General features: G+C 69.4%; 18 protein-coding genes and 3 pseudogenes. 12 read left to right on the top strand and 9 right to left on the bottom strand.

What is annotated here, in order from left to right; genetic code table 11:
• Positions 1-9: 9 nt before the first annotated feature.
• Genes KVT44_RS14695 through KVT44_RS14685 form a run of 3 tightly spaced genes read left to right on the top strand, consistent with a single transcriptional unit; the run spans position 10 to position 2878 of the window.
• Entirely contained in the window at positions 10-1212 is a 1203-nt protein-coding gene (locus KVT44_RS14695; RefSeq protein WP_217567376.1) for a Gfo/Idh/MocA family protein, read from the top strand.
• Positions 1209-2150, top strand: a complete 942-nt coding sequence (locus tag KVT44_RS14690) for a PmoA family protein (RefSeq protein WP_190169092.1) — start codon at positions 1209-1211, stop codon at positions 2148-2150. The genes KVT44_RS14695 and KVT44_RS14690 overlap by 4 nt, the downstream gene beginning before the upstream one ends.
• A complete protein-coding gene (locus tag KVT44_RS14685; protein ID WP_308314003.1) occupies positions 2147-2878 on the top strand; it encodes a cupin in 732 nt (243 codons plus the stop codon). Before KVT44_RS14690 ends, KVT44_RS14685 begins: the two co-directional genes overlap by 4 nt.
• Positions 2879-2967: 89 nt before the next feature.
• Here KVT44_RS14685 and KVT44_RS14680 read toward each other — a convergent pair whose 3' ends face one another.
• The gene (locus tag KVT44_RS14680; protein ID WP_217567375.1) at positions 2968-3429 is read right to left on the bottom strand and encodes a helix-turn-helix domain-containing protein; all 462 of its coding nucleotides are present in this window, start codon (positions 3427-3429) and stop codon (positions 2968-2970) included.
• A gap of 102 nt (positions 3430-3531) precedes the next feature.
• Between KVT44_RS14680 and KVT44_RS14675 the strand changes: the two genes are divergently transcribed.
• Positions 3532-4701: a thiolase family protein gene (locus KVT44_RS14675; protein WP_217567374.1), complete on the top strand. Its 1170-nt coding sequence runs from the start codon at positions 3532-3534 to the stop codon at positions 4699-4701.
• Between the two features lie 88 nt (positions 4702-4789).
• Here KVT44_RS14675 and KVT44_RS14670 read toward each other — a convergent pair whose 3' ends face one another.
• A complete protein-coding gene (locus KVT44_RS14670) occupies positions 4790-5569 on the bottom strand; it encodes a TVP38/TMEM64 family protein (protein WP_190169095.1) in 780 nt (259 codons plus the stop codon).
• A gap of 49 nt (positions 5570-5618) precedes the next feature.
• Here KVT44_RS14670 and KVT44_RS14665 point away from each other — a divergent pair, with 49 nt between their 5' ends.
• The 3 genes from KVT44_RS14665 (at position 5619) to KVT44_RS14655 (ending at position 8831) form a co-directional block, all read left to right on the top strand.
• Positions 5619-6353 (top strand): DNA alkylation repair protein, encoded by a 735-nt coding sequence (locus tag KVT44_RS14665; RefSeq protein ID WP_217567373.1) that lies wholly within the window; start codon positions 5619-5621, stop codon positions 6351-6353.
• Positions 6354-6671: 318 nt separating this feature from the next.
• Entirely contained in the window at positions 6672-7841 is a 1170-nt protein-coding gene (tuf, locus tag KVT44_RS14660) for an elongation factor Tu (protein WP_099923985.1), read from the top strand.
• 144 nt (positions 7842-7985) lie between these two features.
• Positions 7986-8831 carry a spermidine synthase gene (locus KVT44_RS14655; RefSeq protein WP_217567372.1) on the top strand — a complete coding sequence of 282 codons (846 nt, stop codon included), beginning with the start codon at positions 7986-7988 and terminating at the stop codon, positions 8829-8831.
• On the opposite strand, the pseudogene KVT44_RS58040 reads toward KVT44_RS14655, so the two are convergent.
• Positions 8793-8960: pseudogene (locus KVT44_RS58040) on the bottom strand (MFS transporter); the annotation flags it as partial. The gene KVT44_RS14655 and the pseudogene KVT44_RS58040 sit on opposite strands and share 39 nt — an antisense overlap.
• A 347-nt stretch (positions 8961-9307) precedes the next feature.
• Here KVT44_RS58040 and KVT44_RS14650 point away from each other — a divergent pair.
• Positions 9308-9448: pseudogene (locus tag KVT44_RS14650) on the top strand (DUF4291 family protein); the annotation flags it as partial.
• A 453-nt stretch (positions 9449-9901) separates the two neighbouring features.
• Here the strand turns inward: KVT44_RS14650 and KVT44_RS14645 are convergent.
• Together KVT44_RS14645 and KVT44_RS14640 are read right to left on the bottom strand one after the other, a co-directional pair.
• On the bottom strand, positions 9902-10162 hold the full coding sequence (locus KVT44_RS14645) for a hypothetical protein (RefSeq protein ID WP_217567370.1): 261 nt from the start codon (positions 10160-10162) through the stop codon (positions 9902-9904).
• A 94-nt stretch (positions 10163-10256) separates the two neighbouring features.
• Positions 10257-11453, bottom strand: coding sequence for an epoxide hydrolase family protein (locus tag KVT44_RS14640; RefSeq protein ID WP_217567369.1), 1197 nt, complete (start codon positions 11451-11453; stop codon positions 10257-10259).
• Positions 11454-11985: 532 nt separating this feature from the next.
• Between KVT44_RS14640 and KVT44_RS14635 the strand changes: the two genes are divergently transcribed.
• Both KVT44_RS14635 and KVT44_RS14630 read left to right on the top strand, forming a co-directional pair.
• Entirely contained in the window at positions 11986-14832 is a 2847-nt protein-coding gene (locus tag KVT44_RS14635) for an AAA family ATPase (protein WP_217567368.1), read from the top strand.
• 110 nt (positions 14833-14942) lie between these two features.
• Positions 14943-15372: pseudogene (locus KVT44_RS14630) on the top strand (DUF4291 domain-containing protein).
• A 319-nt stretch (positions 15373-15691) separates the two neighbouring features.
• On the opposite strand, the gene KVT44_RS14625 reads toward KVT44_RS14630, so the two are convergent.
• A complete protein-coding gene (locus KVT44_RS14625) occupies positions 15692-16189 on the bottom strand; it encodes a hypothetical protein (protein WP_217567367.1) in 498 nt (165 codons plus the stop codon).
• A 158-nt stretch (positions 16190-16347) separates the two neighbouring features.
• Here KVT44_RS14625 and KVT44_RS14620 point away from each other — a divergent pair, with 158 nt between their 5' ends.
• The gene (locus tag KVT44_RS14620) at positions 16348-17766 is read left to right on the top strand and encodes a glutamate decarboxylase (RefSeq protein WP_254649371.1); all 1419 of its coding nucleotides are present in this window, start codon (positions 16348-16350) and stop codon (positions 17764-17766) included.
• 194 nt (positions 17767-17960) lie between these two features.
• Here the strand turns inward: KVT44_RS14620 and KVT44_RS14615 are convergent, their stop codons facing one another.
• The 3 genes from KVT44_RS14615 to KVT44_RS14605 form a co-directional block, all read right to left on the bottom strand.
• Positions 17961-18263, bottom strand: coding sequence for a GAP family protein (locus KVT44_RS14615; protein WP_308314002.1), 303 nt, complete (start codon positions 18261-18263; stop codon positions 17961-17963).
• Positions 18264-18270: 7 nt separating this feature from the next.
• Positions 18271-19260 carry a dipeptidase gene (locus KVT44_RS14610; RefSeq protein WP_254649370.1) on the bottom strand — a complete coding sequence of 330 codons (990 nt, stop codon included), beginning with the start codon at positions 19258-19260 and terminating at the stop codon, positions 18271-18273.
• 67 nt (positions 19261-19327) lie between these two features.
• Positions 19328-20434: an MFS transporter gene (locus tag KVT44_RS14605; RefSeq protein ID WP_308314007.1), complete on the bottom strand. Its 1107-nt coding sequence runs from the start codon at positions 20432-20434 to the stop codon at positions 19328-19330.
• Between the two features lie 174 nt (positions 20435-20608).
• Here KVT44_RS14605 and KVT44_RS14600 point away from each other — a divergent pair, with 174 nt between their 5' ends.
• Complete coding sequence (locus KVT44_RS14600) at positions 20609-20935, top strand: hypothetical protein (protein ID WP_099923990.1); 327 nt, start codon at positions 20609-20611, stop codon at positions 20933-20935.
• Positions 20936-20954 lie beyond the last annotated feature (19 nt).

Below are 20954 nucleotides of genomic sequence, written 5' to 3'. Positions count from 1 at the left end.
ATCACGTACATGAGTAAGAGCACCGAGTCCGCCCCCAACCGTCCCGCGACCCCGTTCGAGGGCCGCCGTATCCGGGCCGCCGTCATCGGTACGGGTGCCATCGCGCGCGGGAGCCATGTTCCCGCGCTCGCCCGGCTCGCCGAGGAGGGCGAGACGGAGATCGTCGCAGCGGTCGACATCGCGGAGGACGCCGTCCAGAAGTTCTGCGCCGAGGCGGGCATCCCGCACGCGTACACCGATCTGGACCGCATGCTGGAGGAGCAGCGGCCGGACCTGGTCGCGATCTGCACCCCGCCGACCCTGCACCGTGACCAGACCGTCGCCGCGCTGCGCGCCGGAGCCTGGGTGTGGTGCGAGAAGCCGCCGGTCCTGACGCTCGCCGACTTCGACGCCGTCGAGGCGGAGGAGGGGGCGGACGGAGGCCCGTACGCGGCCATCGTCTTCCAGCACCGGTTCGGCTCCGGGTCCCGGCACGTGCGGCGCCTCATCGCCGAGCGGACCATGGGTCGCCCGCTCGTCGCGCACTGCCAGACCACCTGGTACCGCAACGCCGAGTACTACGCCGTGCCCTGGCGCGGGCGCTGGGAGACCGAGGGCGGCGGGCCCGCGATGGGGCACGGCATCCACCAGATGGACCTGCTCCTGGACCTGATGGGGCCGTGGAGCGAGGTGCGGGCGATGGCCGGGCGCCTGGTGCACGACGTGGAGACGGAGGACGTCTCGACCGCCCTCGTCCGCTTCGAGAGCGGCGCGCTGGCCACGATCGTCAACAGCGTCCTCAGCCCGGACGAGGTGAGCCGCATCCGTATCGACTGCGAACGCGCCACCGTCGAGCTCACGCACCTCTACGGCCACAGCAACGACAACTGGCGGATCACCCCGGCCCCCGACGTGTCCGACGAGGACGTGGCGGCCTGGCGTGACTTCGGTACGGACGTGCCCAGCTCGCATCTGGAGCAGCTGCGGGAGCTGGTCGCGAGCATGCGCGCGGGTGAGCGGCCGCGCAGCAGCGGCGCCGACGGGCGTACGAGTCTGGAACTGATCACCGCGCTCTACAAGTCGGCGTTCACCGACACGACCGTCCGCGCGGGGGAGGTCGGGCCCGGGGACCCGTTCTACACGGCCCTGCACGGGGGCGCGCCGGGCTGGGCGCCGCCCGCCGCGTCCGCCGGCGAGTCCACGTCCACCGTGAGTCAGGAGGTGTCGGCATGACCGAGTCCGCGCAGGGTGCGCTGCGTATCGTCCACGCCCATGGTGATCGCATCACGGTCAGCGACACGACCACCGGCGTGGAGCTGTTGAGCTACGTCTACCGGCCCGAGGCGGCCTGGGAGGCCCCCAAGCCGTATCTGCACCCGCTCAGAACGCTGGCCGGTGACATCGTCACGGACTACCGGCCCAACGATCACCGCTGGCACAAGGGCCTCCAGATGACGGCCTCCCACCTGTCGGGCTCCAACCTGTGGGGCGGCAACACGTACGTCCACGGGGAGGGATACCTCGAACTCCCGGAGCGTGTCGGGTCGATGGCCCACGTCGGCTTCGACGAGGTGGTCTCGGACGGGGGCCGCGCGGTCATCGCCGAGCGCCTCACCTGGCATCCGTACGACGGTGAGCTGTGGGCCGAGGAGGAGCGCCGCGTCGAGGTGCACGACGTCGATCCCGCGTCGGGTTCCTGGGCGCTGACCTGGACGACCGCGGTCACCAACCGGCGGGACGAGGCGCTGCGCTTCGGCAGCCCGACCACCGCGGGGCGGGAGATGGCCGGCTACACGGGCCTGTTCTGGCGCGGGCCGCGTGCCTTCCGGGACGGCCGGATCATCGGGCCGGACTCCGAAGGGCCCGGCCTGATGGGGCAGCAGGCGCCCTGGCTCGCGTACTCCGGCGAGCACGACGGCGCCGACGGCCACGCGACGCTCGTCTTCGCGCACGGTCCCGAGAACGACCACACCGGGGAGGGCGGCGCCCACCCGGCCCATTGGTTCGTGCGCAACGATCCGTTCGCCGCCGTCGCCCCCTCGTTCGCCTTCTTCGAAGAGCTCGAACTCGCCCCCGGCGCCACCCTCACCCGCCGCTACCGCGTCGTCGTGGCCGACGGGGCCTGGGAACGCGAGGAGGTCGCCAAGTATCTGGAGGAGCACCCGTGGTGAGTGGTGCGCACGAGACCCCGGTGTTCACCGGGCTGCCGGGCGCCGTCGCCGTCTCGCACCTCTGCGTGTACGACTGGCCCGCCTCCGACGGAGTCTCCGGCGGAACCCCCCATCTGCACCTGACCTGTTCGGAGGCGTACGTCGTCACCGGCGGGCGTGGAGCGGTGCAGACGTTGACGACGTCCGGGTACGAGGTCACGCCGCTCGAACCCGGCACCGTCGCGTGGTTCACGCCCGGCACCATCCATCGCCTGGTCAACGAGGACGACCTGCGCATCACCGTCCTCATGCAGAACAACGGCCTCCCCGAAGCGGGTGACGCCGTGCTCACCCTGCCCCCGGAGTACCTGACCGACCCCGAGACGTACGCGGCCGCGACGGTGATCCCGGCCGACGCGCCCGAGGCGGAGCAGGAGCGGGTCGCCCGGGCCCGGCGGGACCTCGCCCTGGAGGGCTACCGGGCGCTGCGCGCGGCGGACGGGCCCGAGCCGCTCGCCGCGTTCCACGGGGCTGCGGCCGCGCTGGTGCGGCCGCGGCTCGCCGCGTGGCGCGAGCGGTGGCGGCGCGGTGCCGAGGCCGCCGCCGCGGCCACGGGAGAGCAGCTCGACCGGCTGGAGCGGGGCGACGTCTCCCACCTCGCCGACGCCCTCGTACGGGCCGAACAGCCGTCCGCGCACGGCAAGTTCGGGATGTGCGGACGGCTCGACGTCTACAAGGGGACCGATTAGCCCCTACGGGGGTTCTTCCGGGCCCGCGCCACAGCAGGTCCGTCCCTGAGCCGGTGCAGGTTCGTCCCTGAGCGAGTGCACGCTCGTCCCTACGCCGCCGCAGGCCCCGTCGTCGTCCAGCCCGGGGTCTGCGGGTGGGCCGTCAGGTGGCCGTGCTCGACCACCTCGCCGCACTCCCGGCACACGACCTGCGGGACCAGCTCATGGCCGCAGGTGTGCTCCAGCACCATGGGGCGGAAACCGCCCTTCTGGAGATGGCGGTCGCCCCACGCCATCAGCGTGTGCAGCACCGGCTCCAGTTCCAGACCGGCCTGGGTGGGCCGGTACTCGTAGCGCTTCGGACGGTCGCTGTACTCCACCTTCTCCAGTACGCCCGCGTCGACGAGCCGTTTCAGGCGGGCGGTGAGCACATCGCGCGGTGCGCCGATGTTGCGGACGAGCTGGTCGAACCGGGTGGCGCCGAGCGACACCTCGCGCAGTACCAACAGGGAGTACTTCTCGCCGACGACAGCGAGTGTGTCGGCGATCGAACAGGGGCGGGCGTCCTTCATGCCACCAGTCTAGGGGGTGGGTTGGTTTGCCCAACCCACTGAGTTACTCTTGAGTCACCTAGTGGGTTTGGAAAACAAACTCGGTGAGTTTGGAGATCAGCCATGCGTGACGCCGTCATCGTCGAAGCCGTACGCACCCCCATCGGCAAGGGCAAGCCGAACGGCTCCCTCGCCCACGTCCACCCCGTGGAGCTCCTCTCCCACACACTGCGCACCCTCGTCGAGCGCTCCGGAGTCGATCCGGCGCTGATCGACGACGTCATCGGCGGCACCGTCAGCCAGGTGGGCGAGCAGGCCGCGAACATCACCCGGTACGCGGCGCTCTCGGCGGGCTTCCCCGAGACGGTGCCCGCGACCACCGTGGACCGCCAGTGCGGCTCGTCCCAGCAGGCCGTGCACTTCGCGGCCCAGGGCGTCCTGTCGGGGGCGTACGACATGGTCGTCGCCTGCGGTGTGGAGTCGATGAGCCGTGTGCCGATGGGCTCGAACGTCCGAGGCGCCGAGGACCCCTTCGGGCCCGGGATCGCGGCGCGCTTCCCCGAGGGCCTGGTGCCGCAGGGCATCAGCGCCGAGCTCATCGCCGCCAAGTGGGGCCTGTCGCGCGCGCAGATGGACGCCTTCGCGGCGGGCTCGCACCAGAAGGCGGTCGCGGCCTGGGCCAACGGCCTCTTCGACGCCGAGGTCGCGCCCCTGGAGGGCGTGACGCGCGACGAGAGTGTCCGGCCCGCCACCAGCACGGAGATACTCGCCGGACTCAAGCCCGCCTACTACGACCCGGGCTACGCCGAGCGCTTCCCGCAGATCGACTGGTCCGTCACGGCGGGCAACGCGAGCCCGATCAACGACGGCGCGTCGGCCGTGCTGATCACGTCGAGCGAGACCGCGGCCAGGCTCGGCCTGCGCCCGCTCGCCCGCCTGCACAGCTTCGCCGTCACCGGCTCCGACCCGCTGCTGATGCTCACGGGCGTCATCCCGGCCACCGAGAAGGTGCTCCGCAAGGCGGGACTCGCCCTCGGCGACATCGACCTCTTCGAGGTGAACGAGGCCTTCGCGAGCGTCGTCCTGACCTGGCAGCAGGAGACGGGCGCGGATCTGTCCCGGGTCAACGTGCACGGCGGGGCGATCGCGCTCGGCCACCCGCTCGGCGCGAGCGGCACCCGGCTGACGACCACCCTCGTGCACGCGATGCGCGAGCGCGGAGCCCGCTACGGCCTGCAGACGATGTGCGAGGCGGGCGGACTCGCCAACGCGATGGTCATCGAGGCCGTGTAACCCCGGACGGCCCGGGTCGTCCGCCTCCCCGAGAACAGCCGTGCCGGAGACTGATCAGCGCTGGAGGCCGATCAGTGCTGGAGGCCGATCAGTCTCCGCGCAGGTGGTGGCGCTTGCGCCAGGCCACCACCGCGCCGACCAGGGCCGGCAGCGCGATGAAGCCCATGGCGATCAGGAAGGCGGGGGAGGTCGGCGCCGAGGCCCGGGCGCCCGCGACGGCGTACGCGGCGGTGTTCGGGATCGATCCCAGGGCGGTGGCGAGGAGGAACGGCAGCCAGCCCATGCGGGAGACGGCCGCGCAGTAGTTCGCCGCCCAGAAGGGCACGCCCGGGAAGAGCCGGGCCATCATCATCGTGCGGAAGCCGTGCCGGCTGAGCTGTCCGTCGGCCGCCTTCAGCCAGCGGGCGCGCAACAGCGGGCGCAGCGCGTCCTGCCCGAGGATCCGGCCGAGCCCGAACGCCACGCCGGCGCCGAGCACCGTGCCCGCGAGCGCGGTGCCGAGGCCCAGCTGCGAGCCGAAGAGCGCGCCCGCCGCGAGGTTGAGCAGCGGCCGGGGCACGAACGCCACCGTGCACAGCCCGTACGCCACCGCGAACACCACGGCCGCCGCGGCGCCGCTGAGCTGTGGCGGCCAGCCGTCGGACAGCAGCCGCTGCGGTTCGAAGAGCAGCACGCTCGACGCGGCCGCCGCGAGCAGCACCAGCAGCAGGGAGAGCCGGGACCAGGGCGAGAGCAGGACTCTCGTGCAACGGGCGGCGAGGCCCGTGGGTGTGGAGACGGCGAACTCCGCGGCGAGGGAGAGCTCAGCGACGGGAGCCGGGGGAACGGCTGTGGCGGTGCCCCCAGAGCGGGTGGTGGCATCGAGCATTCGGCGACACTAACCGACCCGTGTGTGTGATCGCCGTATGGTTCGTCTCATGGGCGTCACAGCTTCCGGAACGTCGGGTGCGCGGTTCGAGGTGCCGAACAGTTCCCTCGCGGACACCGTGCTGGAACGACTCACCGCCACCTACGGCGCGGCGGCCGATCCGGAACGGGCCGTGTCCATGCGCGCGTACATGAAGGACGTCGCTCCCTTCCTCGGTCTGACCACGCCCGATCGCCGCGCGCTGTCCCGCACGGTCCTCCTCGCAACAGCGGCCCCTGTAGAGGCCGATTGCTCCGCCGTGGCCCTGCGCTGCTGGGCGTTGCCGGAGCGCGAGTACCACTATTTCGCCGTCGACTACCTGCGCCGCCATGTGAGGCAACTCTCTTCCGCTTTCCTCCCGGTGGCGCGCCATCTCGTCGGCACGGTCTCCTGGTGGGACACCGTCGACGCACTCGCCTCCCACGTAGTGGGAGGCCTCGTGGCCGCCGATCCGAGGCTGAAGAGCGACATGGACGCGTGGATCGAGGACGACGACCTGTGGGTCGCCCGTACGGCCCTGCTCCACCAACTCCGTTACAAGGAGACGACCGACACCGAGCGGCTCTTCGCCTACTGCGTACGGCAGTCCGGACATCCCGACTTCTTCGTTCGCAAGGCGATCGGCTGGTGTCTGCGCGAGTACGCGAAGACGGATCCGGAGGCGGTACGGGCCTTCGTCGCCCGGGAACGGGAGCGGCTCGCTCCCCTCTCCGTACGTGAGGCACTCAAGAACATCGGCCGCTGACGCACCAGCAGAAACGCCCGCCACACCCGCCTGCGTGGCGAGAAAAACCATTCGACGTGGCCGGATACGTCGGCGATGATCGCCTCATGTTCCGGCTCGCCTTCCTCCTCGCAGCATCCGCAGTCGCGGATGCGCCGAAGGCTGCCGTCCCGATCATCGTGGCCGCCGTCGACGGCGCCCGAAGCTGACCCTTCCCGGATCGTCCGGCGGACCCCGCAGGGGGAGGGTCGGCAAGTCCTTGGGGTCCCCGTCCCGGCCGCTGAGCGCCGGGGCCATCACTCAGCTCCGCTGACACTCAAGAGGCTTCGAGGTACCGCCATGCCCAAGACGGCATACGTCCGCACCAAACCGCACCTGAACATCGGCACGATGGGTCACGTCGACCACGGCAAGACCACCCTGACCGCCGCCATCACCAAGGTCCTCGCCGAGCGCGGTTCCGGCACCTTCGTCCCGTTCGACCGGATCGACCGGGCGCCGGAGGAGGCCGCGCGCGGCATCACCATCAACATCGCGCACGTCGAGTACGAGACCGACACCCGCCACTACGCGCACGTGGACATGCCGGGTCACGCCGACTACGTCAAGAACATGGTCACCGGCGCCGCGCAGCTCGACGGGGCGATCCTCGTCGTCTCCGCGCTCGACGGGATCATGCCCCAGACCGCCGAGCACGTGCTGCTCGCCCGGCAGGTGGGCGTCGACCACATCGTCGTCGCCCTGAACAAGGCCGACGCGGGCGACGAGGAGCTCACCGACCTCGTGGAGCTGGAGGTCCGCGAGCTGCTCTCCGCGCACGGCTACGGGGGCGAGTCCGTACCCGTCGTACGGGTGTCCGGCCTCAAGGCTCTTGAGGGGGACCCCCGTTGGACGGCGGCGATCGACGCGCTGCTCGACGCGGTGGACACCTATGTGCCCATGCCCGAGCGGTACCTCGACGCGCCGTTCCTGTTGCCGGTCGAGAACGTGCTCACGATCACCGGGCGCGGGACGGTCGTCACCGGAGCGGTCGAGCGCGGCACGATCCGGGTCGGCGACCGCGTCGAAGTGCTCGGCGCGGCCGTCGACACGGTGGTGACCGGCCTGGAGACCTTCGGCAAGCCCATGGACGAGGCGCAGGCAGGGGACAACGTGGCGCTGCTGCTGCGCGGGGTGCCCCGCGACGCCGTACGCCGCGGGCACATCGTCGCCGCGCCCGGCAGCGTCGTCCCCAGTCGCCGTTTCTCGGCCCAGGTGTATGTCCTGTCGACGGGCGAGGGTGGTCGTACGACGCCCGTCTCCACCGGGTACCGGCCGCAGTTCTACATCCGCACCGCGGACGTGGTCGGCGACGTCGACCTCGGCGAACGCGCGGTCGCCCGGCCCGGCGACACCGTCACGATGACGGTCGAGCTCGGGCGTGAGGTGCCGCTGGAGCCGGGGCTCGGCTTCGCGATCCGCGAGGGCGGCCGGACGGTCGGCGCGGGGACGGTGACCTCGGTGGACTGACGGCCGAGGGGCAGGACGAGGGTGCCCGCTCCCGCTACGGGGGAGCGGGCACCGGCTCGTACCGAGCGCCGTCGCAGAGTCCGCGGCCCGCGCGAAGCCCGGCAGCGATGACCGCGCTCCTGAAAGGGGCGGCACAATGGACCCGTGGACGAGCCGATACCCGTGATACGGACCGTGGACCACGGAACCGCCAAGCTGATGCCGGACGTGGACCGGAAGCGGGCCTGGCTGCTCACGGTCGACGCCGCACCGCAGTCGTACGTCGATCTGGACGAGCCGACCCATCTGGAGTTCGAGTACGCCCGACGGCTCGGGCACGTCCTGGACACGGTCGTGGAGCCGGGACGGCCCCTGGACGTGCTCCACCTCGGCGGCGGAGCCCTGACGCTGCCCCGCTACGTGGCCGCGACCCGCCCCGGCTCACGGCAGGACGTGGTGGAGGCCGACCTGGGTCTGCTGGACCTGGTCCGCGAGCACCTGCCCGTGCCCGAGGACGCGGGCATCACGCTGCACGGCGCGGACGCGCGGGGCTGGCTCGAATCCGCCGCGCCCGCCTCCGCCGACATCGTGATCGCGGACGTCTTCGGCGGCGCGCGCGTCCCGGCGCACCTGACGTCCACGGCGTACGCGCGCGCCGCCGTGCGCGTGCTGCGCGAGGACGGCGTCTATCTGGCCAACCTCGCCGACGCCGCTCCCTTCGCCTTCCTGCGCTCTCAACTCGCCACGTTCGCGACCGTGTTCGAGGAGCTGTCCCTGATCGCCGAACCCGGTGTGCTGCGTGGCCGGCGCTTCGGCAACGCGGTACTCGTGGCCTCCCACCGCCCGCTCGACACGGCCGTCCTCGCCCGCCGCACGGCCGCCGACGCCTTCCCGGCTCGCGTCGAAAGCGGCGCCGCGCTGCGGGAGTTCATCGGCTCCGCCGCACCCGTGCGTGACGAGGACGCGGTTCCCTCACCCGAGCCGCCCGGCGGTGCCTTCAGCATCGGCTGACCGGAGCTCGAACTCCGCCACCGGTGACCCGTGGGCCACCGCCTTGGTCCGCCGGGTCAGATTCCGTACGTCCGGCACGCACAGCACGGCTGCCGTGACCACGACGACCAGCGCCGAACAGCCCCACAGGTCCTCGGGGATCTCCTGGTGCAGCGAGCAACGCCTGAACGAAAGTAACCTCTACCGGGAGTTGCTGAGCCTGGGAGCCCTTACCGGCTCGGGTCATGGCAAGATCGCCACGGGTGTCGTCCCGTGGACCCGAACGGGCACTGCAGCCTGGGCGGGACGGGCGTCAAGCTGGGTGACCCGTTCGAAACGAACTGGGGAGCGTCGTGCCCGACCGGCATCGCCCCCGCGCCCGAAGCGCCGGAGAAGAAACCGGACCGGCCTGAGTCGAGCCCAACCGGCCGTGGTGTCGATCGCCGTTCGCGCGCCGCCATGGCCGACGGGAACCGGTCGACCCCACCCTGTACGCCATGGAAGAACCGCTGGGCGGCATCCGTGCGCTCCACACGGCATCCACGATCACCGTCTACCAGGCGTACTCCCCGGAGATCGGTATGCCCGCAGTTCGCCAGGGCCGATTTACCGCTGCGTGGAAGCGGGACCGTATGACATGAGTCATCAAGCCGCGTTCACAGCTCCCATCCATGCTGCTGTGACCGGCGAGATGTGATCGTCCATGGCCCGAAGGGGGCATCGGCATGCACATGAGAGAGTGCAGCGTGATCCGCTACCCGCGAGGCTTCCACGGGGTCGCAGTGGGCGCTTCACCGGGGCCGGAAGACATGATCAAGGTGGCTCCCGCGGTCACGTACAGACGACTCCCGCAGTGTGATCGACACCCCACAGCTCGTAGGATCTGATGCGCTGTCCGGACATCGTTCGGAGGGCTGTGAAGCCGCACCAACCCGCAGCAGATGCTCCGGCCACCCTGGTTGAGCACGACGTTCTCACGCTCGATCGTCCACGGGCCGACGAAGGCGCAGTGGTTGAAGCGCAGTCGCTCGGGGAGCTCGTACGAAGTGCAGGCTGCGCCCGTAGCCGAGATACCTCCAGGCGAGGCACGCCTAGGGCGTATGCACATGGTCCCACTCAGCCTCCGCCTCCCTCTGGACTCCGTCGTCGTCGATCACAACCGGATAGTGGATCTTTCGCTCCGTCGTCGCCCGCCGCACGCGATCGATCGCGTGCTCGAACGAGAACTCCGGCGTGTGGACTCCGATGACGACCGACCAGTCGTTTCGGCAGGCATGTGACCACACACAAATGTACGGCTGCGCGCGCAGCCGGTTGAAGTACCTCAGCGTCCGGAAGTACAAAGACGGCATGGCCACGCAGCTCGGGGCGGCCGAGCCCCTCGGAGATGAGGCACTCGGCCGCCCCGCCGAGCTAAGGCTTGTGCCGTCGGTCGGGCGCGGACATCTAGCGAAGTGACCGGAGGCCCGCGCGAATCTCCTCAACGAGCAGCTCCGGCTGCTCCCAGGCGGCGAAGTGGCCGCCCTTGGGAAGCCTGTTGTAGTGGACGAGGTTCGGGTACGCCTGCTCCGCCCAGCTCTTCGGGGCCTGGTAGAGCTCATCGGGGAAGACGCTCACGGCAACCGGCAGGGTGACGCCATTGATACCGAAGAAGGAGGTCTTGTTCTCCGCGTAGAGGCGAGCCGCGGAGATCGTCGTGTTGGTCAGCCAGAAGAGCGTGATGTTGTCCAGGACGTCGTCCCGGGTGAGGCCTTCGGTGTGCCCGGCGAAGGCCCGGGAGATCAGGGCCAGGCTGGCCTTGTCGTGGTCGAGCAGGAAGGCCGCCAGCCCGACGGGGGAGTCCACCAGCCCGGTCAGCGTCTGCGGACGCGACGCCATCATGTAGGCGTAGTAGACGTGCCGGTACACGAAGTCCAGCTGCTCGACCGCCGCGTTCTCCTCGTCGGAGAGCGACAGGCCCGCCGGCAGCGGGTTGCCCGCGATGAGCGCGGCGTCGATGGCGGCCGGGATCACCTTGGGCATGTTGGTGTGGATGCCGATCAGGCCTTCGGGCTCCTGCGCCCCCATGAGGTCTGTGACGATCGCGCCCCAGTCGCCGCCCTGGGCGACGTACTTCGTGTAGCCCAGGCGCTTCATCAGCTCGCCCCAGGCACGGGCGATACGCTCGGGACCCCAGCCGGTCGAGGTCGGCTTGCCCGAGAACCCGTAGCCGGGCATCGACGGGATGATCACGTGGAAGGCGTCCGACGCGCTCCCGCCGTGGGCAGTGGGGTTGGTGAGGGGCTCGATGATCTTCAGCTGCTCGATGATCGAGCCCGGCCATCCGTGCGTCACGATGATCGGCAGAGCGTTCTCGTGCTTCGAGCGGACGTGAATGAAGTGGATGTCCAGCCCGTCGATCTCGGTGATGAAGTGCGGCAGGGCCTTCAGCTTCGCCTCGGCCTTGCGCCAGTCGTACTCCGACGCCCAGTACCGCGCGAGCTCCTTCATCGTCTCCAGCTGTGGGCCCTGCGACTGATCCGTGACGGTCTCCTTCTCCGGCCACCGCGCCGCCTCGATACGCGCACGCAGATCCTTGAGTTCCGCCTCGGGGAACTCGAACGTGAACGGACGGATCGCTGTCTCTTCTGGTGTTGCAGACATGCGTGGGGGTCTCCTTTTCAACATCAGCGGCCTCGTGCCGCTGACTCCTCCACGCTGACATCGCCGTTCGTGCCTCGCCCCTGTAGAAACCCCGGGGTCGAACCCGTGGCTGAACCCGGGGGCATGTTGTTCGCGCCGGAAACCACGGACCTTTGGGTCACGTACGGTCCGAAGCAGTCGCTGCCTGCAACGGCTTGTTGAAAGCACTGGACCAAGGCGGAGGATCATCGGCGGGCCGAGCGGTGATCGGAGTGCACCAAGCGCCGTGCGCGCCTGGACCCCGCATAGCTGCTGAAAGCCCCAAAAGCGCACTAAGGTGATAGATCAGGTGTCAAGCGGTGTCCGAGGGCAGCATGCCTAGTCGTTCCTGCCGCTTCGGTGGGCTGTGAACCCTACGAGCGGTCGGCCGAAAGCCCTTGCGAGGCCGAGTCGTGCGGTGAGGCTCGCACCGGAAGGCCAACCGGCTCGACCTGACCAGAATGACCGCGTTGGATGCGCAATGCACCAAGCAGCGGACCAGGGAGATCGACCCATGGGCGTGCCCGCCAGTGAAGCGCAGGTCGCACTGCGGGGCCGGAGCCAGGAGCTGGCCGCGCTGGAGGGGGTACTGGCCACAGCGCGGGCGGGCAGCAGCGCGGTCCTGGTTCTTCGTGGTGAGGCAGGGATCGGCAAGACCGCACTGCTGGACTACGCAGCCGGCCGGGCCGTCGGATTTCGTACGGTCGGCGTCGCAGGCATCGAGTCGGAGATGGAGCTACCGTTCGCGGGCCTTCACCAGCTCTGCGCGCCCATGCTGGGTCGGCTTCATGAGCTGCCTGGACCGCAGCGCAATGCGTTGTCCGTCGCGTTTGGACTGCGGGAGGGCGATGCGCCGAACCGGTTCCTGGTAGGCCTGGCCGTGCTCAGTCTGCTGGCCGGCGCCCCCGAGGATCAGCCGCTTGCCTGCCTCGTCGATGATGCGCAGTGGCTCGACGACGGGTCCCGGCAGGTGCTGGCGTTTGTCGCCAGGCGATTGAAAGCCGAGCGGGTGGCTTTGATCTTCGCCCTGCGGGAGCCCGATGGCGATCGTGAGCTGGCAGGTCTGCCGGAGCTGATCGTCGAGGGCCTCAGCGAGCCCGACGCGCGTGCCCTACTGGCTTCGGCCGTGCGCGTGCCGCTCGACCCGCTCGTACGGGACCGGATCGTGTCGGAGGCGCACGGCAACCCGATGGCCTTGCTGCAGGTGACGCACGCGCTCGCCCCTGCCGAGCTGGCGGGCGGCTTCGGACTCCCCGGCAGACGCTCCGTGGCGAGCTGTATCGAGACCGCCTTCCACCAGCAGTTCCGATCACTTCCGCAGGACAGTCGGCGGCTTCTGCTGACCGCCGCGGCCGAGCCGACCGGAGACATGGATCTGTTGTGGCGGGCGGCTGATCTGCAGGGGATACCGGCGGAGGCCGCAGCGCCGGCCGAGGCGGCGGGACTGGTCGAGTTCGGCACCAGGGTGCGGTTCCGTCACCCCCTGGTCCGCTCGGCCGTCTACCAGAGGACACCCGCGCCGGACCGCCGGACGGCGCACCGAGCACTGGCGGAAGCCACCGATCCCCGCGTTGATCCTGATCGCAGAGCCTGGCATCGCGCTCACGCCGCCACCCGGCCCGACGAGAGCGTCGCCGTCGACCTGGAACGCTCGGCCGACAGGGCGCGAGGCCGGGGAGGAGTCGTCGCGGCAGCATCGTTCCTGCGGCGGGCGGCGGAGCTGACACCCGATCCCGCGCACCGCGTCACCCGTGCACTGGCCGCCGCTCAGGCCGCGATCGACTCCGGCGGGGCCGACCATGCGCACAACCTGCTGGCGGCCGCGGAGGCCGGCCCATTCGACGACCTGCAGCGCGCCCGGCTGGATCGGCTGCGAGCCCGACTGGTCTTCTCCCAGCAGCGCGGGAGCGAGGCGCCCGGGCTTCTGCTCGACGCGGCACGCCGGCTTGCGCCTCTCGACAGCGCCCTTGCCCGTGACACCCTGCTGGAAGCTGTCGGCGCGGCGCTCTTCGCCGGCCGCCTGAGCACGGGCCCCGGGCAGCGCGAGGTGGCCGAGGCCGCCCGCGCCGGACCACCGCCGTCGACGCCGCCGCGGATGGTCGACGTCCTGCTGGACAGCATGGCCGACCTGATCATCGACGGCCACGCCTCCAGCGTCGACGCTCTTAGGCGTGCCCTGCGCGCCGTCCGGCAGGAGCAGAGATCCGGCACGACGGATGCGGACAGGCGCTGGCTGTGGCTGGCGTTCCGGGTGACACCCGAGCCTCTCGCCCCGGAGCTGTGGGACGACGACGCGTGGCACGAGCTGGCGACCGGCGCCGTCGGAATCGCCCGCGAAGTGGGCGCGCTCGCCGTCCTCCCGATGGTGCTGACCTACCAGGCGTGCTGCCACGTGCACGCCGGCGAATTCGGCACTGCGGCGGCTCTGATCGACGAGGCGACGGCGATCTCGGAGGCGGCGGGCGGCGTACCCATGATGTACACGTCCCTGGTGCTCGCCGCCTGGCGAGGACAGGAATCCCAGGCACGGGGCCTCATCGAGACGACCATCGAAGAGGTGCGCGCCCGGGGTGAGGGGCGTGTTCTCAGCCTGGCCGAGTACGCGACCACAGTGCTGCACAACGGCCTCGGCCACTACGAGGAAGCCCTGGCAGCGGCGACGCGTGCATGTCAATACGAGGATCTGGGCTTCTTCGGCTGGACGCTTGCCGAACTGATCGAGGCGGCCGCCCGAAGTGGACAGCCGGCGGCCGCCGCGTCGGCGCTGGAGAAGCTCACCGAACGCACACACACCAGCGGAACAGAGTGGGCACTGGGCATGGAGGCCTGCTCACGCGCGCTACTGAGCGACGGCGAAGCTGCCGATGCGCTCTACCGGGAGGGGATCGAGCATCTCGGACGCTGCCGGGTCGCCGTCCAGCTGTTCCGTGCCCGTCTGCTGTACGGCGAGTGGCTGCGTCGCCAGAACCGCCGTCAGGAAAGCCGTGCTCAACTGCGCTCCGCCTACGAGGCGTTCAGCCGGATCGGAGCCGATGCCTTTGCCGAGCGGGCCCGCAGGGAGCTTCTGGCAACCGGAGAAACCGTACGCAAGCGGTCGGTCGACGCCGTCGCCGAACTCACCGGCCAGGAGGCACAGATCGCCGGCCTGGCCAGAGACGGTCACACCAACTCCGAGATCGCCGCCCAGTTGTTCATCAGCCCACGCACGGTGGAGTGGCACCTGGGCAACGTATTCACCAAGCTCGGAGTCAGCTCTCGCAGACACCTCCGCTCAGCGCTCTCTCCTCCGCAAACGGCGACGACGACGGCGCATCCAGCAGCGGACGCCCCGGAGTCCGCGGCTCGTCGGGCACCCCGTTGATCGCCTCCTGATGCCCGGTGCACCGGCAATCAGCAGTCAGCGGTGTGGATGAGCGCGCCGAACAGGACTGTGAACACGCCTTGACCTGGATCAAGCCGTCTTTTCTGTGGATGATGTACCGCTGTGGCTGGGCGACGAAGGCCGGGCAGGAGACTGTTCTGGCCGTCGAGATCACCCGCGACGGCTTCGAGTGGGCACTGCGTCACGCGTGCCTGTCGAGCTATGTGCGCGGGCTGTCACCCTGACCGCGGCACCTGGCAACGTCAGCTCAAGCGCGCACCGGCCCGCGTCCAGTGGGATCCGGAGCGTGATCTGCACCTGCGCCCCCTGACGTACCGCTCGCTCCAACTCGGGCTGTCCGGCGAGGCCGTAGGGCGCTACGCGGACGAGTGGACGGTGGCCATCAGCGACGTGACTCCGCTCGCCCGCGAGATCCACGACCTCGTAGGCCGCAACGAGATGGACGCTGCGACCGTGCTGCTGCCCCAGGAACACCCCTACCCCGCCGGGGACGAACTGCTGGCCCATCTCCGTCCATGACCGGACAAGCCGGCCGAACGGCCGACGGCCGTCCGTGAGAGGAACGACGGCTTGATCCACGTCAAGCCTCGCTCACAGACCTTTGGGCTCAGCGCCCCCGCAGACCATCGGTCCGCTGTATGCCCGGCAAACTCAGAGATCTCCCGGGACTGCGCGCAACACCTTGACGAACGTAACCTTCCAGCACGTATGAAGGTCTGGGGTGTTACCGCCCCCGGGTGGCAAACGACCATCGGTGGGCCGACCCAGCTGCGTTACGCGGCGTAGAGAGCCGGGCACACGTCGGGGCGCCCGCTGGGCTGGGTCCGTGTGGCCGTCGTTACTGCGAGGCAGCTTTGAGCTGAGCGGTGATCTTGGCCAGAGCCTTTTCGGCGGGGTGCTGCTTGATGAGCCCCTCACGACCTGCGGCGCGGAGCTCCACCACCGCTACACCTTCGGGACCTGCGGCCACAACAACGGTCACAACGGTGGGGTTCAGGCCCCCAATCCCTACACCGACCATTGCCCGTACGGCGATGTCCCCGTTGTCTCGGGCCTCCGCGCCTAGCAGACTCCCCATGTCGGCCAGAGTCGTGTGGACCAGCTGGGAGACTGCCGTCACCGTTCCGGACAACTCGACAAGAGTGGTACTGACGTCCTTCTTTGTCCATTTGAAGCCTCGCGCGCCTCCACGAGCACCGCCCCGTGCCCCTGCTCTGCCCAAACCGTGCGTTCCGGTGGCCGCGCCTCCAGCGGCAGCTCCTATCGAGCCGCCCTTCGCACCGAGTTGCATCATCGCGGCGAGCAGGAGCTCGTTCTCGCTGGCCTCATCGAACATGCCCGCCTCCTCAGCACCAACAAGACATGGCTCTACAACCAAAGTCACCCAGTCTTACCACTGGCCAGCGGCCTCCTCCAGATCGGCTGCCGCATGTGGTCCGGTGGCTGCAGCTCCCTCGCCGGCCCGCAGGTCACCTCCGTTCGGAGCCTCGCTATTTGTCTCGGCGTGTCCCTCGCCGAGACAGGCACCGGCGCTGTTTGAATCGTCATATGACTAAGGGTGACGATGCGGCCCTGTTCGGCAACCGATTCTTGACCGTGCCCGCTCCCTCGGAGAGCTTCCCCGAGGAGGGCATGGCTGCGACGGACGCAATGAGGCTGCTGGATGTGGACCTCGCCATGGAGGGTGACCCGCAGCGTAACCTCGCGACGTTTGTCACCACTTGGATGGAGCCGGAGGCGCAACGGATCATCGCCGAGAATCTCCACCGCAATTTCATCGACCATGCGGAGTACCCGATTTCCGCCGAGATCGAGCAGCGTTGCGTGCGCATGCTCGCCGACCTCTTCAATGCGCCGGGCAAGACAACCGGATGTCGGACCCAGGGCTCGTCCGAGGCGATCATGCTCGGGGCGCTGTCGCTGAAGTGGAAGTGGCGGGAGCGCCGCCAGGCGGCCAATCTGTCGGTCGACCGACCTAACTTGATCTTCGGCGGGGACGTCCACGTCGTGTGGGAGAAGTTCTGCCGCTACTTCGACGTCGAGCCGCGGATCGTGCCGCTTGCCGAGGGCAAGTACACGATCGGCCCGGAGGACGTGGAGCCTCTCCTCGACGGGAACACGATCGGCGTCGTCGCCGTCCTCGGCACCACGTTCACCGGCCACAAGGACGACGTCGTCGGGATCGACAAGCTTCTGCGGGACGTCCGCAAGGAGCGGGACCTCGACATCCCGATCCACGTTGACGGAGCCAGTGGCGCATTCGTGTGGCCCTTCCTCTACCCGGACTCGAAATGGGACTTCCGGCTTGAGCAGGTCCGTTCGATCAACGTCTCGGGACACAAGTACGGCCTGGTCTACCCCGGCATCGGCTGGCTGGTCTTCCGCGAGGAGTCCGACCTGCCCAAGGACCTCGTGTTCCACGAGAACTACTTGGGCAAGACCGACGCGACGTTCACGCTGAACTTCTCTACCGGCGCGTCGATGGTGCTCGCGCAGTACTACAACTTCGTCCGGCTCGGTCGCCAGGGCTACACCTACGTCATGAAGATGTTGCAGGAGAACGCCCACGCGTTGGCGGACAACCTGCGTAGCAGCGACCGCTTCGAAGTGATCGGGAGCGACCTCGAACAGCTGCCGCTGGTCGCTTTCCGTCTCGCCGGCAAGCACGCCTACGACGAGTCCGACGTCGCCTGGCAACTCTCGGCCGAGCGCGGCTGGATGGTGCCGGCGTACACGCTCCCGCCCAACGCGGAGCGGGTGAAGATCATGCGTGCCCTGGTCAAGGAGACCCTGAGCCGGGAGCAGATCGATCGCCTGAGCCAGGACATTGCCGACGCGTGTCGCACGTTGGACGACAAGGGTGCGACCCATGAGATCGAGCGGGCTCAGGTCAAGCGCGGCACCGGCTACTGACGCACCTCTGCTCCCCGGTTGCACACACCTGCTGGCTCTGAGGGCGTCTCCACAGCGAACCCTGCCTCGGGTAGATCTGCTGCGCGTGCCAGATACGTGCCAGATCGAACGGTCAGTCACGGTCAGTTGAGGAGCACAGCGGCGTCCACGCGTTCGTGACCACCGTCGCAGCGCACAACGCGTGAGTAGACCCGTCAGGAGGTGAGGATGCCGATGCCGTCACCGAGCAGCTTCAGTCCGATGACGAAGAACAGGACCGCCATCACGGCGACGTTGTGCTGAGCTGCCCAGTCTTTCCAGTTGCCGAGTGTGGTCTTCGCTCGCTCTCCGCCGAGCATGTAGACCCCCAGTGGGGCCAGCAGGCCGAGGGCGGCGATCAGGACGAAGATCGCCAGCGATGCCATCTCCTGCCCGACCGGCAGTCCGGCTGAGCCGATGGAGGAGGGATCCTTCGGCCGCCGGTGCCACAGCCGGGCGCCGAAGAGGACGAGGAGCACGCCCGGACTACTGCCACACCAGCGCGGCGACGCGGCGGAAGTTGCCGCCCAGGATCGCGGTGACGGCGTCGTTGGGGTATCCCCGGGCGAGCAGCGCGTTTTCGACAGTCAGCAGACTTTCCGGGGGCATGAAGTTGATCGGCCCCCAGCGGGTGTAGCAGTCGGGGAACGACTCCGGGCTCTGTTCGAGCATCGCGTTGAAGTCCTCGTGGTCGAACGGGTAGTCGGTCGACACTCCGACGTGTTCCGGGCCTACGAGATCGACGGCGTAATCGATGTGCCGCACAAGCGCGTTGATGGTGGCGTCGTTGAGGCCGAGGAAGATACCGACACCGGTGATGCCGATGACCCCGCCCGTGGCGGCGCACTCCTTGGCCTGTTCGTCGCTGATGTTGCGGGGATGCTCCCACACCGAGCGCATGCATGAGTGACTGTAGATCACCGGCTGTTCGGAGACCTCGCACATGTCCAGCCCGGTACGGGCACCGCAGTGAGATCCGTCTGCCACCATGCCGACGACATTCATCTCCCTTATCAGCGCCCGACCGTAGGCGGTGAGCCCCTCGTCGACCTCGTCCAGGCAACCGCCGCCGGCCGCGTTGCGGTTGTTGTAGCTCGGCAGCATCGTGCGGACACCGAGATCGTAGAAGTGGCGCACCCGGTCCAACTGCCCATCGAGCGGGCCGGAATCCTCCAGGTCGAAGGCCACCGCCACGTCCCCCGCACGCCCTGCGGCTTCCACGTCGTCGACGCTCGCAGCGAGCCGCAAACGTTCATCCGCGGCGATCCGCTGTCGCCAACTCGCGATCAGGCCGGTGACGTCCTCAGCGCTGTGGGGAACATAGCCCACGTTCACCGAAACGAAGCTGCCGCCCGGTCTGCGGTAGCGGGCCAGTTCGCCGACATCCGCGCGCCGCTCCAACGGCAGGCAGCAGTGTTGCTCCCACAGCAAGGGCGGACGGCGCGGGCCTGAAGATTCGTTCGGCATGGTACGCATCATGCCCGTGCCCCACCGGCTCCAGACTCGGCAGCGGGGACTGGGGTCCGTTCACCCTGGCCATCCTTCAGATCCCAGCCACAGGAACGACGGCTTGATCCATACCAAGCCGCGTTCGCAGACCGTTTCCTACAACCCTCGGGATGTTCTGGGGCCGGGAGGTCATCCACGACACCCCGAAGACCTCGATCGCCGCACCGCTCACGAACATCACGGCACACAGCGGACCCACCGGGACCGGCACGGCGAGTGCTGCGGCCGGGGCGGCGAGCGGGAAGACGCGGAGGGTGCCCGCGAGCAGCAGGCGGCGCGGCTTCCAGCGGGTCATCAGCAGTGCGCCGCCGACGGTTCCGGCACCGAACGCGCCGAGCGCGAGCCCCCATGGCCCCGGCCCGCCGAGGCTGTCCCGGGCGACCAGTGGACCGTAGACCGCGTCGGTGGCGCCGACGACCGCGACCACCACGGAGAACTGGGCGACGATCGTCCACAGCCACGGCCGTCCGACGAACTCCCGCCAGCCCTCGCGCAGATCGGAGAGCAGCCCGCCGCCGGGCTCGCGCGGCGGTATGTGACTCACGTCCAGGAACGACCGCAGCGCCCCGGCGACCGCGAACGCCACCGCGTCCACGGCGAGCACCCAGCCGGGCCCGACCAAGGCCACCATCGCCCCGCCCAGGGCCGCGCCGCCCAGGCCGGCGCCCTGCATCGCCATCCGGAACATGGCGAAGGCGCGGCTCGCCTGCTCCCCGCTCACCGAGGACATCAGCATGCCCTCGGCCGCCGGGCTGAAGAACGCCTGCCCGGTGCCGCCGAGCGCGGACAGCAGCGTCATCTGCCACAGTCGCGCCTCACCGGCGAGGACGAGGATCGCGAACACCGCCTGCGAGACGCAGTTCAGGGCGTTGGCCGCGACCATCACCCGATGACGCGGCAACCGGTCCGCGACCGCTCCGCCGATCAGCAGGAAGAGCACCAGCGGCAGCGTCCGAGCCGCCGCCACCAGCCCCACGTCACCCCCGTCGCCGCCCGTCTCGAGCACCGCGAACGCCGCGGCGATCAGCGCGCACTGGCTGCCCAGGTTGGTGACGACCGCGGCGGCGGTCAGCAGGGTGTAGTTGCGGCCCGCCCGGGCAGGGCGGCGGGAGCGGCGGGAGGAGTCGGCGGCGGAGATCACCGGCCGACTGTCGCTGCCGCGGTCCCCGCGCGCAACATCGTGCCTGGCCGCGGGCCGACTCGCCGCACCGGCGGCTTCTTTGACGCTGGTCGCGGTGTCTCCTATGGTGATCATGTCATGTTCATGATGATTCGCCACCCCCAGGAACGCTTTGTTCCCAAGGAAAGGAGCGTCATGCGAAAGCATGTTGCATCTCTGTTCGCCACGGCCGCGCTGGTGGGCGCCGCCCTTCCCGTCGCGGCCTCGATGCCCGCCTCGGCGGCTTCGTTCTCCTGTCAGCCGGTCAGCCACAGCTACACCGTCAGTCAGGAGAAGGTGGCTGTCCATGCCACGCCGTCGCCTCGGGGCAGCGTGGTCGGCTACAAGTACAAGGACAACAAGGTGCACGCCGACTATGCCTGCAGCAACAGCACCGGCAACTGGGTGTGCATCGGCCAGTGCCACGTCGACGAGGAGTCGATCACGGGCCGCTGGGTCTTCCGCAACTACCTGAAGGGCTGAGGCTCCCGGCGTTCCGGCC

The organism is Streptomyces sp. GbtcB7 (genome assembly GCF_019091445.1).
Classification (GTDB): domain Bacteria; phylum Actinomycetota; class Actinomycetes; order Streptomycetales; family Streptomycetaceae; genus Streptomyces; species Streptomyces mirabilis.
This window is presented reverse-complemented; position numbering and strand designations above follow the sequence as displayed.

Coding starts and splice junctions, on each gene's coding strand:
- KVT44_RS14695 (WP_217567376.1), top strand. CDS start 10: ATGAGTAAGAGCACCGAGTCCGCCCCCAACCGTCCCGCGACCCCGTTC.
- KVT44_RS14690 (WP_190169092.1), top strand. CDS start 1,209: ATGACCGAGTCCGCGCAGGGTGCGCTGCGTATCGTCCACGCCCATGGT.
- KVT44_RS14680 (WP_217567375.1), bottom strand. CDS start 3,429: ATGAAGGACGCCCGCCCCTGTTCGATCGCCGACACACTCGCTGTCGTC.
- KVT44_RS14675 (WP_217567374.1), top strand. CDS start 3,532: ATGCGTGACGCCGTCATCGTCGAAGCCGTACGCACCCCCATCGGCAAG.
- KVT44_RS14670 (WP_190169095.1), bottom strand. CDS start 5,569: ATGCTCGATGCCACCACCCGCTCTGGGGGCACCGCCACAGCCGTTCCC.
- KVT44_RS14665 (WP_217567373.1), top strand. CDS start 5,619: ATGGGCGTCACAGCTTCCGGAACGTCGGGTGCGCGGTTCGAGGTGCCG.
- tuf (WP_099923985.1), top strand. CDS start 6,672: ATGCCCAAGACGGCATACGTCCGCACCAAACCGCACCTGAACATCGGC.
- KVT44_RS14645 (WP_217567370.1), bottom strand. CDS start 10,162: ATGCCGTCTTTGTACTTCCGGACGCTGAGGTACTTCAACCGGCTGCGC.
- KVT44_RS14640 (WP_217567369.1), bottom strand. CDS start 11,453: ATGTCTGCAACACCAGAAGAGACAGCGATCCGTCCGTTCACGTTCGAG.
- KVT44_RS14635 (WP_217567368.1), top strand. CDS start 11,986: ATGGGCGTGCCCGCCAGTGAAGCGCAGGTCGCACTGCGGGGCCGGAGC.
- KVT44_RS14625 (WP_217567367.1), bottom strand. CDS start 16,189: ATGTTCGATGAGGCCAGCGAGAACGAGCTCCTGCTCGCCGCGATGATG.
- KVT44_RS14610 (WP_254649370.1), bottom strand. CDS start 19,260: ATGCGTACCATGCCGAACGAATCTTCAGGCCCGCGCCGTCCGCCCTTG.
- KVT44_RS14600 (WP_099923990.1), top strand. CDS start 20,609: ATGCGAAAGCATGTTGCATCTCTGTTCGCCACGGCCGCGCTGGTGGGC.